The sequence below is a fragment of the Pseudomonas sp. GW822-FHT03F04 genome (assembly GCF_058801405.1).
The window spans coordinates 641,844-655,524 of record NZ_JBXANF010000002.1 but is presented as its reverse complement, the minus strand read 5'-3'; the positions used below and the strand labels follow the sequence as shown (position 1 = coordinate 655,524).

The window sequence follows — 13,681 nt, the reverse complement described above, 5'->3', positions numbered from 1 at the left end:
CTCACTGATGAAAGGTGTACCGGTCTTTTCCGGTGTGCTTTGACTCATACAACGCTTCATCAGCCTTGATCAGGGCTTGGTTGAGGGTGTCACCATCTTCGACCCGGGCCACGCCGATGCTGATGGTCACCGGGTACCGGGTGGTTTGCTCACGCACCACCCGGCACAGCTCACCGGCCAATGCCTCGACGTCGTCGCGGCGTACGCCGGCCAGATAAATCGCAAACTCCTCGCCACCCAGTCGCGCGTACTCGAACGGCGCCATCACCGCTTTGATGTCTGTCGCGATCCGCTTGAGCACTTCATCGCCGATGTCGTGGCCGTACACATCATTCACTTTCTTGAAGTTGTCGATGTCGATCATCGCCAGGAAATGGTCCTGCTCGCGGGGCACCGCTTGCAGGCTCTTTTCGGCGCGGGTCATGAACGAGCGGCGGTTGGGGATTTCAGTCAGGGTGTCGTTGTAGGCCTGATCCAGCAACAGCTTGGACATGATGTAGTTGTAGAGCTTGGTCTCGCGCAGTTTGAGGAACGTGTAGATCGTCAGCGCACAGAGAAACACGCTGTAGCAGATGGTCATCACCCCTTTGAGTTCCAGCAGGCCGATACCGGTGCCCATGAACGGGTTGAGTATCAGCCAGGTGATGACCTGCGCACCGAAGAACGACCAGCGACTGAGTGGCAACACTGAGGCACTGTACAGCGTGGTGGCCGCAGCGAGCACCAGCCAGATTCCATGGAATGTCGGCGGCAGGCCATCAATCACGAGCCTGATGCCCAGAGTAATGACGAACACAAAGGTCAGGTTCAGCCAGTCAAAGTGGCGGGCCTTGCGCGTGAACATCAGCACCACGGCGAGCACCGCAAACGCGGCGATGAAGATCATCGAACGCCAGGTGAAACCCTGATCGCCGAGGAAACTGACGATCAGGTCGAAGGCCAGCCAGATGCCCATGCTGGCCAGATAGATCAGCAGGCAGAACGAGTGCAGCCTCTCGAACTCATGCTGGATGAACTCGTCCCACAGCTCGGCGGGCGCGGTTCGCTTCAGGACTTCGTCTTCAATGGTTTTGTACATTGCTGCCCGGATGCTTGCGCTGGTTGTCGAGAATCACCTGTCCCCACGGTCGATAGCGCAGGGAAAACACTGCACTCTGATGACAGCCGGTAGAGGTGGCATCAGGGGTTGCCGGCTCCGCGCGGAACGACTCGCCTTCGCGACTGACCTGGCGGAACGCTTCACGCACGATTGCCACGGAGCAGGGCAGTGCACTGGCATAACCGTTGCGCACCAGCACTGGCAGGCGCCCGGTGCCTGCGCCGTCCTGCCACCAGACTTGCGCACCGGCCGCTGTAAGATCCCCCAGCCATTGGGCGTTGACTGTCGGAGCAAGCTTGCCGGCACTGAAGGCGCTGACATGCAGCGGTGCATCCAGTTTTGCCGCGAAATCCTTCAGCTGACGCTGGAGCGTTGCCCGTCGATCAGCCGCCAGAAAGTGCAAGTCATCCAGCTCCAGTGGCAGATACCAACCGCTGACCGGCAGTTTCCATTCCTGGCGCAACTTCTGTTGTTGCGCCAGCGATTGACCCAGTTGCGCCTGCCAGTAGGCACCGAGACCGGCGCTGTCCAGTTCGTCGATGCGCTTGTAATACGCCGGGTCCATCGACAGCCCGAGCACCAGTTGCAGACCTTGTTGTTCGGCAAGTTTCAGGCTGTTGGCGAGCCAGCCATTGGCACCACCGAAATCCGAGTCGCCATACGCGGTCCACTGCACGATCACCGTTCGCGTGCCTTGTCTGGCGGTGTCCTGCCAGACTTTCTGCCATTGCGCCTGCGTCAGGCCGGCGTCGACATTCAGCGGCTGATAGAACACCCGCTCATCGGCCCGGGCGAGCGTGGCGCCCATCAACAGGCAGAAAAACAACATCCATCGAGCCATCAGAAATTCCACTCCACGCCCAGCAGCACACCGTTGCCGCCTTCATACAGATTGCCGCCCAGGGACTGTTGATATTCGGTGCGTACCGTCAGTTTCGACCGGTAGGCGTTGTAGCGATCTTCGTCGTACCACCACTGCCAGCGCAGACCCACGCCAGTACGCAGATCCTGGCGCCAATCGTTGCTCGGGTCCTGGCTGGCAAATTCGAGGAAGCCGTAAGGCATGATTGTCTGAGCACCGCTGTTTGGCAGCTTCCAGGCATGCCCCTGCTGGAACCGCGACAGCCATTGATGATCGCCGGCCTTGGTCCACCAGGCGGCGTCGAGGTAGAGGAAACGCTCATCCCAATCGTTTTCATCGACGCGCCAGTCGTTGCGGTACTTGCCCTGATCGAGGAACGAGGCAGTCGCGCGCAGCAGATAGTCGGTGGTGGTGTGGCCGTCCTGGCGGTGATCGTTGACCTGATCCAGCAACTTTTCCGGCACCAGCATCTGGCCGAGGCTCAGGCTGTGGTTGTCGTCATCGTTGAACTGGCTCTGTTTGTAGATCTCACCGTAGAAGTTGATGTTCTGCGTGCCCCACGGCTTGTAGCGCAGGCCGACACCGGCAGCGAGGGATTCAGCGTAACTGGAGCGACCCTGGCCACCGAGCAGCACCCGACCGTACACCGACAGCGTGCTGCCGGCGCGGCTCGGTTCGTCGCCGAGGGCGTGGTCCCACATCGCCAGTTGCACGTTTTGCGAGTCGGCGCGGCGGCGCGAACCTTTGCTCTCGTCCGGTCGCACGAAGTCATTCGTCGATACCCCGGCCGGTGACCAGGTGCTGGCAATCGTCCGGCTGTCGCGGCGGGAGAGGGTTTCATGGGCGCGGCGCTGACGGTAACGCCGCGCTTCCATGCTGCCATCCTCGTCGTCGGCAGCCACCGGGTTCTGTTCCAGATCAATCACCCGACGCAGTTCCTTGCGGGCAGAGGCGCTGTCTTCCGCTTCGTCATAACGCCAGGCCAGGGTTTCACCCAGTCGATAGTCCTCGGGGAAATCACGGGTGGCCTGTTGCAGATAGGGGATTGCGGTGGCGCGCTCCTCGCGGGTTTCGGCACCGGCCAGACGCATGCCGTAGTCGGCGCGGTAACGTGGGTTGTTCGGGTCGCGGCGTACCGCTTCGGCCAGCCATGCGGTACTTTGTGGCAGGTCGCCGGCCTTTTGCGCAGTGACCGACGCCGCGTAGAAATGCCCGGCGTCCGGTGCTTGTTGCAAGGCTTTACGCTGACGTTCAAGTGCCTGGACATGATCGCCACGAGCGTCGGCGATTGCCGCGCCGAGGGCCCATTCGTTGGCGCCGCGGGTGGTGCTTTGCTGCCAGTAGCGTTCGGCTGTCTGGCTGTCACCGGCATTCAGCGCGCTGCGGCTCGCGGTGAGGCGCGCGTTGTCGCTCAGTTCCGCTGCCGGGAGGCTGCGCCAGATGGCCAGTGCGCCGGCCGAATCACCAGCGGCTTCCAGGGCGTACGCCAACGGCAGACGACTGCCGCGGTCGCCGAGTTTTTCCGCTTGCTGGTAATAGACGACAGCCTCGCCCGGCCGATCCGGCATCGCGCAACGCCCCAGTGCCCGGTAATCGCCGGCAGCCTTTGGATGGCTGCCGATGGCTTGCTGAACCGCGTCGCACTGACCGTTTTCCGCGAGTTGCGCGAGTAATTGACCACGGGTGGCGCCATCCACATGGGTGAGCAATGAAGCCATTCGCCGTTGCTGTTCCGGTGTCGTGGTTTTCGAAGCCGCATAAAGTCCGGCCAGACGTTGCAGTGCAGTGGCCGGCAAGCGCCCTTGATGGCGGTCATACGCCGTTTCAAGTAACTGCTGCGCATGCTCACGATCGCCGCTGTTCATCGCCAGATAAGTGGCCTGATTCAGCGAAGCCAGATTGCCGGTCTGCCGGTAATGCAGCTCCCACAGGGTTTGTGCTTCGGTCATGCGGCCCATGCGTTGCGACAGTTCCGCCCGACGTTTGACGATTTCAGGTGTTTGCGTCTGACCCGCCAGCCAGGCGTCGACCTTGTCACTGCGCCCCTGTTCCTGCCAGACACCCAGCAACTGCTCCTGACGGCGACTGTCCCACGGCTGCGGCAGTCGGGTGGTCTGCAGCAGGTCGGTGGCTTGCAGGCGTTGGGCGAGTATCAGCCAGGTTTGCGGGTCGTCGTCAGGCGTGCAACCACGAAATTGCTTGAGCGCTGCTTCCGGGTCCTGGCGTGACAACCATTCAGCGGTTTCCAGGCACGGCCGTTGCAGATCGTTGCTCAAGCGCTGCACGGTCGGAACGTCTTCGGTCTTGCGTGCCAGCTCCCACAGGCGCTGACGTTGCGTGGGATCGGCCAGATCGGAGTCCGGCAACGACTGAATCCAGCGTTGCGCCTGTTGTTCGTGACCCATGGCAATGGCGCGGTCGACCATTGCGAGGCGGACCTTGCGTGCGGCCTCCGGAGTCGGTGCCTGTTGCAGCAGTTGTTGCAGCGGTTTTTCGTCGAGGCGCTGTACATAAGCATTGGCCAGACGTTGCCAGCCTTCGGCGTCCAGCTGTTTACGGGCGGCGAGCGGCGCGAGTTGATCGATGGTGCCGCTCCAGTCGCGCAATTGCTCCGACCAGTTGGCCCGCGCCAGACGCAGGATATTGTCATCGCCCTTGGGCGACAGTTGTGCGAGCCAGTCGTGGGCTTTGGCCGCGCCGCCGAACTTGGCGAGACTCAGACTGTAGGCCTGCCACAGGCGTACGCGGTCATTCAGACTGCTGGTAGCCATCCAGCTTTCAACCTGAGTGCTGGTGGGTGGATCCTGTTCGATCCAGGTCAGGCGCAGGTCGAGGAGGGCGTCGCTGTTGTCCGGCAGCGCCTGCATGGCGTCCTTGTAGCGGCGTTGTTTGGCCAGCGACTCAACCAGCAGCGCTCGGGCCTCGTCGTTTTTCGGGACCTTTTCCAGCAAGTGGCGCATCAGTCGTTCGACTTCTTTCCAGTTGCCCTTTTTCGCCTCGCGATAACTTCGGTCCATGTAGGGATAGCTGCGAAATTGTTCGAAGTCGCTAAGCGGCGCGGCCTGTAGCGGATACGCGGTGCTCAGGCCCAGCAGCAGACTGCCCATCAGCAGGGTGTGACGATGCCCAGGCTTCATGCGACCTCCCGAACAATGCGGTAGGCGGCTTGCTGTTCGCTGGCCTGATCGGCGAGGGCTTGTTCCAGGACTTCCTGGGTGATCATGCCGCGGGAAATCAGATGCTCCCCGAGTGACATGTTTTCCGCATCGAAATCGATCAACGCCTGATTGAACAAGGTTGGCGGCACCATACCGCGAACCTGCAGCAGATTGCCCAGCAGCACCTGATGGCGGCTGACCCGCTCCAGCAAGGCTTCATCGTCCTGATGGCGCTCAAGTACTTCGAGCATATGACGCACTTCCTCATTCTGGCGGGGGCTGGCGTACCAGTAACGAATCCCCAGCGTAACGCGGCCCTGCGGTGCCAGACGGCTACGCACCGGGCGTTTCAATTGACGGCTGATCGCGCCGAGCGAGACCTGGCTGACCGGGCCTTCGGAGGCCAGAATCAGGGTGTCGCCTTCTTCGGCCACCGGCAGCACGCCGTAGTGCGATGCGACCCGGCGTGGCACGGCATCGATCAGGCGCTTGTCGAGCTTGAACGGGTTGAGTGGCGCCCACTCCAGGTCAAGCTGTTCGGCAAGTGTTTGAACCAGCTGAGTGCTGTCGATGTACTCACGCAGCAGCAGTTCGCGACCCAGTCGACGACGCACCGGACTGGTGATCGCCGCTTCCAGTTGTTCTTCGGTCAGCAGGCCTTTTTCCACCAGCCGATGGCCGAGCGGGGTACGTTGTGCCTTGGTCAGTGCCGGGAATTCGTGGGTGGTCTTGTCCCAGGCCACACGGCGCGAATCGCCCATCTCCATGACCTGACGCAGGGCGCGCAGGTTGGCGAAGAAGTTGACGAAGTTGCTCCACATCATGCGCGGCGCCGACAACAGACCTTCGACCAGCCCGTAGTAGCGAGTGACAAACCAGCCACGCTGGAACAGGCGGTTGAACAGCATCAAACCGTTGAGCCACAGCAGCACCGACAGCAAGGAACTGTCGGCGAGGATCGAGGGATAGCGCCATGACTCTGGGGCAATCACCGTGATGCCCCACATCGCCAGCAGCACCAGGAACAGCAGGTTGACCAGAAAGCTCAGCAGGTAGGCGATCAGTCCGCGACGGTCACGCCACAGGAAATAATTGAGCAGGCCTTTGCGGCTCCAGCCGAGGTTCTTGGTGCCCTGAAACACGATGCCGACAATCCAGCGTGATTTCTGCCGGATTGCGTGTTGCAGGTCCCGGGGGAAGTGCTCGCGTACGCAGATCACCTGGGAGAACTCGCGGTTCATCCCGAAGACCCATGGTTGCTCCAGCGCCAGTTTCGGATCGCTGACCGAATAGCGGGCGAAGATGCATTTCATGCCTTTCTGCTTGAGGCGGAAACCGATGTCGTAGTCTTCGGTGAGACTCTGCACATCGAAGGCGATACCGTCGCCGTCTTCCAGCAGCGCGCTGATGGCTTTACGGCTGAAGCAGGTGCCGACGCCGGCGCTGGGCACCTGGCCGGTGAGGGCTTCGCGGACGATGACGTCCTTGCCGTGGTTCTCGGCGAACTCATCGACGTAGTGCCCGGCGGTGAAGCCTTTCCATTCCGGTGCGTAGGGGTAGACCGGAATCTGGATCAGGTCCTTGTTCGGCAGCAGGTAGTTGTAGAGGCGCAACTCCATCGGCGAAATCACGTCTTCGGCATCGTGCAGGATGAAACCGGCGAACTGGATCTTCGCTTCGCTCTCGAAACGCAGGATCGCATCGATGATGTTGTTCAGGCAGTCGGCCTTGCTGGTGGGACCCGGGCGGGCGCAGACCACTTTGTGCACGTTGGGGTAGTGCTGGCAGACCGCATCGACGTCGGCCTGGGTTTCGGCGTCGTTGGGGTAGGTGCCGACGAAAATCTGATAGTTCTCATAATCGATGGTCGAGGCAGCCAGCCGCGCCATCTCGCCGACCACGCCGACTTCGTTCCACGCCGGCACCATGATCGCCAGCGGCTTCTCGGGAATCGAATACAGGCGTTCCTCGTCAGCGCGCTTGAATTTCTCGTAGATCCGCCAGCGCCGAATTAACTTGCGGCTCCAGTACACCAGATCGATGAACAGGTCATCGAGGCCGAGGATGAACATCAGCAGGGCGAGGAGGATCGCCACATACTTCAGACCAAACAGCACATACGCAAAAAAATCGACCCAGCCCAGGCTCATACCCCGTTACCCGCCGTCGAGCGTGTGCTCAGCCAGGCGTGGAGGCGTTTGGCGATACGCTCGCTGGCGTGACCGTCACCGTATGGGCTGTGGATGCGGCTCATGCGTTTGTAGGTCGCTTCGTCATCGAGCAACTGGCTGGCTTCCTTGACGATCTTCGCGGTGTCGGTGCCCACCAGCAGCACGGTGCCGCCCTCAAGCACGGAGGGGCGTTCGGTGACGTCACGCAATACCAGCAACGGCTTGCCGATGGCCGGAGCTTCCTCCTGGACGCCGCCGGAGTCGGTCAGGATGAAGTGCGCACGGCCCATCAGCCAGACGAAGTTCGGGTAATCCTGAGGGGCGACCAGATAGATGTTGGGTTTGTCGGCGAGCATGCCGTACACCGCGCTCTGCACCTGCGGATTGAGGTGAACCGGGTAGACGAATTGCACGTCCGGGTAACGCAGGGCGAGATCGGCCAGGGCCTGGCAGATGTTCTGGAAACCGTCGCCAAGGTTTTCCCGGCGATGGCCCGTGATCAACACCATGCGACGGCTGTCGTCGAGCACCGCCAGAGGTGAATCGGCAGCCGGGCGCCAGTTGCTCTGTTGCTGGTTCGTGCGCATCCACAGCAGCGCATCGATGACGGTATTGCCGGTGATTTCGATGTTGTCCTGCGGCACGCCTTCACGCAGCAGATTCGCTTCGGCTTTGCCGGTCGGCGGGAAGTGCAGGTCGGCGATCACGCCGGTCAGACGTCGGTTGGCTTCTTCAGGCCAGGGAGCGCGCAGGTTGCCGGTGCGCAAACCAGCTTCGACGTGGCCGATGGGCAGCTGGCGATTGAACGCGGCGAGGGCAGCGATGAAGCTGGTGGTGGTGTCGCCGTGTACCAGCACGATGTCTGGTTTGACCCGTTCGTAGGCCTGGTCGAGTTGTGCAAGCAGATGTTGCGACAGACCGTTGAGCGTCTGGCCCTGGGTCATCACTTGCAGGTCTTCATCGACCGTCAGTTCGAACGCGTCGAGTACCTGTTTGAGCATCTCCCGATGCTGGCCGGTCGAGCAGATGTTGAGTTTGATGTCGGGCCACTGACGCAGAACCCGAGCCAGCGGGGCCATTTTGATGGCCTCCGGGCGAGTACCGAAAACCATCATGACGTTAAAGGACATTGACCCCTCCTGGGACGAAGCAAGGCCGTGGCCGGATAGCCAGCAGCACCTATCTCTTTCTGAGAAATAAAGAAAAGCAGCCGGATGGGAGCTTGTCCAATCCGGCCTTGAGGCTAGTTGTTACAGATCAATTGGAACGAAAGTGCCATATCTGATGGCTCTTAGGTGGCACTTTCAGGAAAAGTTCCATCGTTTTGCGCGGGGGATGGTGCAGAGGGTACGCAGGGTGTGGCGAAGCCAGCTCAGGTCATGGACCGATTTGCGCAGCGCAGCGGGGTGTCTGGTTTTGCCGAGGAACTGGGTGAAGTCTTGCAGAAGCGATTCATCCGCTCCGATGCCTTTCAGTTTTTTGAGCAGTACGCCTTCCTTGTAGAACAACACCGTCGGCGTACCCGTGACATCAGGATGTCGACACGACTGTGCGGTATCGACCATGAAGACATCCATCCAGGGCCGGAAGGGCTTGGCGACTTCGAGAAAAACGGGGCCGGAGAACACGCAGGCACCGCAGTGCTCGTTGAAGAAGTACAGGACGACAAGGCGCCTGGCTTTCAAGACCTTCCGGTACGTCGGGGGCAACGCTGAATATCGAGTCGGCGCCGTCATCGGAGCCTCCTTTATTCGATGCACAAGGCGTCACGACGTTAAAGGAGCGGCGGTCGCTGTCGCAACTGTCAGAGTTGACAGGTGCCGAGCGCAATTTTTTGTGCGCCGCGCACCGATATGTGGCCCGAGTACCCGTCGCGTGTAGCCAACGGTAGCGCGGCGTCCCTGTCACTGCGCGTAACACCGTTCCGAACACTTTTCACATCCCTTTGATTCAGAACGCATTTCAATCCGTTGCGGATTCCTGGCGATTCCTGTGGCACACTTTCTGCTGTTAATTCCGTAGTAACAAACCGTGTTCCGGTATAACGGAATAAACAATTCTCTGGAGTGCTTGCCATGCATCGCCGACTTTCCTTGTTCAAAGCGTGTGTTTTTGTTCTTGCGGCTTCGTCCGCTGTCGTGGGTATGGCCCAGGCGGCCGACAGCAAGCTCGACAGCGTCCTGGCTCGTGGAAAACTGATCGTGGGGACCGGCAGCACCAACGCGCCGTGGCACTTCCAGGGCGCGGACGGCAAGTTGCAGGGCTTTGATATCGACATCGCCCGGATGGTGGCCAAGGGTCTGTTCAATGATCCGAGCAAGGTCGAGTTCGTGGTGCAGTCGTCCGATGCGCGGATTCCCAACCTGCTGACCGACAAGGTCGACATGAGCTGCCAGTTCATCACCGTCACCGCCAGCCGCGCGCAGCAAGTGGCGTTCACCCTGCCGTATTACCGCGAAGGCGTCGGCCTGCTGCTGCCGAACAACAGCAAGTACAAGGAAATCGAAGACCTGCAAGCCGCTGGCGACAGCGTGACCGTGGCCGTGCTGCAGAACGTGTACGCCGAGGAATTGGTGCATCAGGCGCTGCCCAAGGCCAAGGTCGATCAGTACGACAGCGTCGATCTGATGTATCAGGCCGTGAACTCCGGTCGCGCCGATGCCGCTGCTACCGACCAGTCTTCAGTCAAATACCTGATGGTGCAGAACCCTGGCCGCTATCGCAGCCCGACATACGCCTGGAGCCCGCAGACCTACGCCTGCGCCGTCAAACGTGGCGATCAGGACTGGCTGAACTTCGTCAACACCACCTTGCATGAAGCCATGACCGGTGTTGAATTCCCGACCTACGCGGCATCGTTCAAGCAATGGTTCGGCGTTGATCTGCCATCGCCCGCTATCGGTTTCCCTGTCGAATTCAAATGATCCCGTGAGAGTGGGGCGCCCTGATGCGCCCCGCTCAAGGTACTGCCAACCATGAACTATCAGTTGAACTTTGCCGCCGTGTGGCGCGATTTCGACACCTTGCTGGCGGGGCTCGGTCTGGGCCTCGAACTGGCGCTGGTGTCGATCGCCATCGGCTGCGTGATCGGCCTGCTGATGGCGTTTGCCTTGCTGTCGAAGCATCGCGCCTTGCGGGTGCTGGCATCGGTGTATGTCACGGTGATCCGTAACACGCCGATTCTGGTGTTGATTCTGTTGATCTACTTTGCGTTGCCGAGCCTGGGGATCCGGCTGGACAAGATCCCGTCGTTCATCATCACCCTGTCGTTATATGCCGGGGCATACCTGACCGAAGTGTTCCGGGGCGGCTTGTTGAGCATCCCCAAAGGTCAGCGTGAAGCGGGATTGGCCATCGGTCTGGGCGAGTGGCAGGTGAAGGCCTACGTCACCGTGCCGGTGATGTTGCGCAACGTGCTGCCGGCGCTGTCGAACAACTTCATTTCGCTGTTCAAGGACACCTCGCTGGCCGCCGCGATTGCGGTGCCGGAGCTGACCTACTACGCGCGCAAGATCAACGTCGAGAGCTACCGGGTGATCGAAACCTGGCTGGTGACCACGGCGTTGTATGTCGCGGCCTGTTACCTCATTGCCATGCTGCTGCGTTATCTCGAGCAGCGTCTGGCGATCCGCCGATAGGAGGCTGCGATGTACGAATCCCCCAGTTGGTTGCATGAGTTGTGGATTGCCCGCGAAGCCTTGTGGCAAGGCTTTCTGACCAGCGTGCAGGTGTCGGCGCTGGCGATTCTGTTCGGCACGGTCATCGGCGTATTCGCCGGTCTGGTGCTGACCTACGGCAAGTTCTGGATGCGCGCGCCGTTCCGCTTTTATGTCGACCTGATTCGCGGCACACCGGTGTTTGTGCTGGTACTGGCCTGCTTCTACATGGCGCCGGCGCTCGGTTGGCAGATCAGCGCGTTTCAGGCGGGTGCCTTGGGTCTGACGCTGTTTTGCGGCTCCCACGTGGCCGAGATCGTGCGCGGTGCGTTGCAGGCATTGCCACGCGGGCAGATGGAAGCGGGCAAGGCCATCGGCCTGACGTTCTATCAGTCCCTCGGCTACGTGCTGTTGCCCCAGGCGCTGCGGCAGATCCTGCCGACCTGGGTCAACTCGTCCACGGAAATCGTCAAGGCCTCGACCTTGCTGTCGGTGATCGGTGTGGCGGAGCTGTTGCTCAGCACCCAGCAGATCATCGCCCGGACGTTCATGACCCTGGAGTTTTATCTGTTCGCCGGTTTTCTGTTCTTCGTCATCAACTACGGCATCGAATTACTCGGCCGGCACATTGAAAAGCGGGTGGCCTTGCCATGACTCAAGCTCAAGTTTCCAACGTCCAGAACGGCCAGCCGCTGCTGGACATCCGTGGCCTGCACAAGCAATACGGCGCGGTCGAAGTGCTCAAGGGTGTCGACCTGAGCATGCAGCGCGGCAACGTGGTGACGCTGATCGGCTCCAGCGGCTCGGGCAAGACCACGCTGCTGCGTTGCGTGAACATGCTGGAGGAGTTCCAGGGCGGGCAGATCCTGCTCGACGGCGAATCCATCGGTTATGACGAACTCAATGGCAAACGCGTGCGCCACCCGGAAAAAGTCATCGCGCGCCATCGGGCGATGACCGGCATGGCGTTCCAGCAGTTCAACCTGTTCCCGCACCTCACTGCGCTGCAGAACGTCACCCTCGGCTTGCTCAAAGTCAAAAAGATGCACAAGGACGAAGCCGTGGTCCTGGCCGAGAAATGGCTGGAGCGGGTCGGCCTGCTGGAGCGGCGCAATCACTTTCCCGGCCAGTTGTCCGGCGGTCAGCAGCAGCGCGTGGCGATTGCCCGGGCGATTGCGATGAACCCGAGCCTGATGCTGTTCGACGAAGTCACCTCGGCCCTCGACCCGGAACTGGTCGGCGAAGTGCTGAACGTGATCAAGGGCCTGGCCGAGGACGGCATGACCATGTTGCTGGTGACCCACGAAATGCGTTTTGCGTTCGAGGTCTCGGACAAGATCGTTTTCATGAATCAGGGGCGTATCGAAGAGCAGGGGCCTCCCAAGGAGCTGTTTGAGCGTCCGCAATCGCCGCGGCTGGCTGAGTTTCTCAAAAGCACGCGGTTCTGACTTTTCACTTTTTCAATCAGGAGACACATCCATGAGCATTACTCGTTACGGCACCGGCAGCACCGCCGCTGGCGGCCAGCCTCGTCCATTCGCCCGCGCAGTCGAGGCCGATGGCTGGCTGCACGTTTCCGGTCAGGTGCCGGCGGTGGATGGCGAGATCATCGTGGGCGGCATCGTCGAGCAGACTCACCAGACCATGAAGAACCTGATCGCGATTCTCGAAGAAGCCGGTTATGGCCTGGAAGATGTGGTACGTGCCGGCGTATGGCTGGACGATCCGCGGGATTTCAGCAGTTTCAACAAGGTTTTCGGCGAATACTTCAAGCCCGAACACGCACCGGCCCGGGCCTGTGTGCAGGCGAGCATGATGGTCGACTGCAAGGTCGAGATCGACTGCATTGCGTACAAGAAAAAGGCTTGAGTGTTGACCGTTCCCGCGCAGAGCGTGGGAACGATTTTTCGCGATAAACTCCCGGCACTTTGAATGGGAACCACTGAAATGACCGAAGACACCATCAAGCGCCGGGCACGCGGTCTGGACCGGGCGTTCGATATCCTCGATTTCCTCAAGGAAATCGGCCAGCCACTGCGCCCGAACGACATCGCCAACGGCATCGGCAGCCCGAAATCCACGGTCTACGAACTGGTGGCCTCGTTGCTCGAACGGCGGATTCTCGAACCGGTGGGCAAGGACGGTCATGTCTATCTCGGTCGTCAGCTGTATTTCCTCGGCCAGGCGCATCTGCGGCATTTCGACCTCAGTCGCGAGGCCGATCACGCGTTGCAGGAGATCGTCAGCCAGACCCGGGAAACCGCGCAGATGTGCCTGCTCAACGGGCGCAAATACACGGTGGCGCTGATGAAGGAGGGCGAGCGGCATTTCCGCATTTCCTCCGATATCGGCGAGAACGCGCCAATCCCGTGGACGGCGTCCGGACGCTTGCTGCTGGCGCACTTGAGTGACCAGCAGATCAGCGACCTGATCGACCCCGACGACTTCATCCTGCCCGGTGGCGAACGCCTGCCGATGGAGACGTTTCTCAAGGAAATCCGTCAGGCTGGCATCGACGGTTTCTTCTCGTTCGACAGTGTTGCCGACACCTTTACCCATTGCTTCGCCGCCCCGGTCAAAGACCCGAGCGGCGTGGCCATCTGCACCCTGTGCATCGTCGCCCCGCGCGCCGATGCCAAGACCAACTACAACGACTATCGCCGGGTCTTGATCGAGAGCGCCAACAGCCTCGCCCGGCGAATCAACGAATAACCGCGCCCGGCAGCGGGCGCGAC

General features: G+C 60.8%; 12 protein-coding genes. 6 read left to right on the top strand and 6 right to left on the bottom strand.

Going from position 1 to position 13,681, the window contains the following annotated elements; all coding sequences use genetic code 11:
* Position 1: 1 nt before the first annotated feature.
* The 6 genes from AC1RMX_RS06660 to AC1RMX_RS06635 form a co-directional block, all read right to left on the bottom strand.
* Complete coding sequence (locus tag AC1RMX_RS06660; protein WP_096821596.1) at positions 2-1,078, bottom strand: GGDEF domain-containing protein; 1,077 nt, start codon at positions 1,076-1,078, stop codon at positions 2-4.
* On the bottom strand, positions 1,062-1,940 hold the full coding sequence (locus tag AC1RMX_RS06655; RefSeq protein WP_096821595.1) for a DUF4434 family protein: 879 nt from the start codon (positions 1,938-1,940) through the stop codon (positions 1,062-1,064). The genes AC1RMX_RS06660 and AC1RMX_RS06655 overlap by 17 nt, the downstream gene beginning before the upstream one ends.
* Positions 1,940-5,098 carry an NfrA family protein gene (locus AC1RMX_RS06650; protein ID WP_493071135.1) on the bottom strand — a complete coding sequence of 1,053 codons (3,159 nt, stop codon included), beginning with the start codon at positions 5,096-5,098 and terminating at the stop codon, positions 1,940-1,942. Before AC1RMX_RS06650 ends, AC1RMX_RS06655 begins: the two co-directional genes overlap by 1 nt.
* Positions 5,095-7,269, bottom strand: coding sequence for a cyclic di-3',5'-guanylate-activated glycosyltransferase NfrB (nfrB, locus tag AC1RMX_RS06645; protein ID WP_493071133.1), 2,175 nt, complete (start codon positions 7,267-7,269; stop codon positions 5,095-5,097). Before nfrB ends, AC1RMX_RS06650 begins: the two co-directional genes overlap by 4 nt.
* Positions 7,266-8,420: a non-hydrolyzing UDP-N-acetylglucosamine 2-epimerase gene (gene wecB, locus AC1RMX_RS06640; protein ID WP_493071131.1), complete on the bottom strand. Its 1,155-nt coding sequence runs from the start codon at positions 8,418-8,420 to the stop codon at positions 7,266-7,268. The genes nfrB and wecB overlap by 4 nt, the downstream gene beginning before the upstream one ends.
* A gap of 174 nt (positions 8,421-8,594) precedes the next feature.
* Positions 8,595-9,026 carry a thioredoxin family protein gene (locus tag AC1RMX_RS06635; RefSeq protein WP_096821591.1) on the bottom strand — a complete coding sequence of 144 codons (432 nt, stop codon included), beginning with the start codon at positions 9,024-9,026 and terminating at the stop codon, positions 8,595-8,597.
* A 339-nt stretch (positions 9,027-9,365) separates the two neighbouring features.
* Between AC1RMX_RS06635 and AC1RMX_RS06630 the strand changes: the two genes are divergently transcribed.
* The 6 genes from AC1RMX_RS06630 (at position 9,366) to AC1RMX_RS06605 (ending at position 13,658) form a co-directional block, all read left to right on the top strand.
* Positions 9,366-10,214 (top strand): transporter substrate-binding protein, encoded by an 849-nt coding sequence (locus AC1RMX_RS06630; protein WP_096821589.1) that lies wholly within the window; start codon positions 9,366-9,368, stop codon positions 10,212-10,214.
* A gap of 51 nt (positions 10,215-10,265) precedes the next feature.
* Positions 10,266-10,928 (top strand): amino acid ABC transporter permease, encoded by a 663-nt coding sequence (locus AC1RMX_RS06625; RefSeq protein WP_059405928.1) that lies wholly within the window; start codon positions 10,266-10,268, stop codon positions 10,926-10,928.
* Between the two features lie 9 nt (positions 10,929-10,937).
* Positions 10,938-11,600, top strand: coding sequence for an amino acid ABC transporter permease (locus tag AC1RMX_RS06620; protein WP_007960241.1), 663 nt, complete (start codon positions 10,938-10,940; stop codon positions 11,598-11,600).
* Positions 11,597-12,394: an amino acid ABC transporter ATP-binding protein gene (locus AC1RMX_RS06615; RefSeq protein WP_007960239.1), complete on the top strand. Its 798-nt coding sequence runs from the start codon at positions 11,597-11,599 to the stop codon at positions 12,392-12,394. Before AC1RMX_RS06620 ends, AC1RMX_RS06615 begins: the two co-directional genes overlap by 4 nt.
* 31 nt (positions 12,395-12,425) lie before the next feature.
* Entirely contained in the window at positions 12,426-12,815 is a 390-nt protein-coding gene (locus AC1RMX_RS06610) for a RidA family protein (RefSeq protein WP_007912330.1), read from the top strand.
* Positions 12,816-12,893: 78 nt separating this feature from the next.
* Complete coding sequence (locus tag AC1RMX_RS06605) at positions 12,894-13,658, top strand: IclR family transcriptional regulator (RefSeq protein ID WP_102622265.1); 765 nt, start codon at positions 12,894-12,896, stop codon at positions 13,656-13,658.
* The last annotated feature ends 23 nt before the right edge of the window (positions 13,659-13,681 follow it).

Excerpts from the sequence above, each read along its gene's own strand:
- AC1RMX_RS06660 (WP_096821596.1), bottom strand. The coding sequence starts at position 1,078 with ATGTACAAAACCATTGAAGACGAAGTCCTGAAGCGAACCGCGCCCGCC.
- AC1RMX_RS06655 (WP_096821595.1), bottom strand. The coding sequence starts at position 1,940 with ATGGCTCGATGGATGTTGTTTTTCTGCCTGTTGATGGGCGCCACGCTC.
- AC1RMX_RS06650 (WP_493071135.1), bottom strand. The coding sequence starts at position 5,098 with ATGAAGCCTGGGCATCGTCACACCCTGCTGATGGGCAGTCTGCTGCTG.
- nfrB (WP_493071133.1), bottom strand. The coding sequence starts at position 7,269 with ATGAGCCTGGGCTGGGTCGATTTTTTTGCGTATGTGCTGTTTGGTCTG.
- wecB (WP_493071131.1), bottom strand. The coding sequence starts at position 8,420 with ATGTCCTTTAACGTCATGATGGTTTTCGGTACTCGCCCGGAGGCCATC.
- AC1RMX_RS06635 (WP_096821591.1), bottom strand. The coding sequence starts at position 9,026 with ATGACGGCGCCGACTCGATATTCAGCGTTGCCCCCGACGTACCGGAAG.
- AC1RMX_RS06630 (WP_096821589.1), top strand. The coding sequence starts at position 9,366 with ATGCATCGCCGACTTTCCTTGTTCAAAGCGTGTGTTTTTGTTCTTGCG.
- AC1RMX_RS06625 (WP_059405928.1), top strand. The coding sequence starts at position 10,266 with ATGAACTATCAGTTGAACTTTGCCGCCGTGTGGCGCGATTTCGACACC.
- AC1RMX_RS06620 (WP_007960241.1), top strand. The coding sequence starts at position 10,938 with ATGTACGAATCCCCCAGTTGGTTGCATGAGTTGTGGATTGCCCGCGAA.
- AC1RMX_RS06615 (WP_007960239.1), top strand. The coding sequence starts at position 11,597 with ATGACTCAAGCTCAAGTTTCCAACGTCCAGAACGGCCAGCCGCTGCTG.
- AC1RMX_RS06610 (WP_007912330.1), top strand. The coding sequence starts at position 12,426 with ATGAGCATTACTCGTTACGGCACCGGCAGCACCGCCGCTGGCGGCCAG.
- AC1RMX_RS06605 (WP_102622265.1), top strand. The coding sequence starts at position 12,894 with ATGACCGAAGACACCATCAAGCGCCGGGCACGCGGTCTGGACCGGGCG.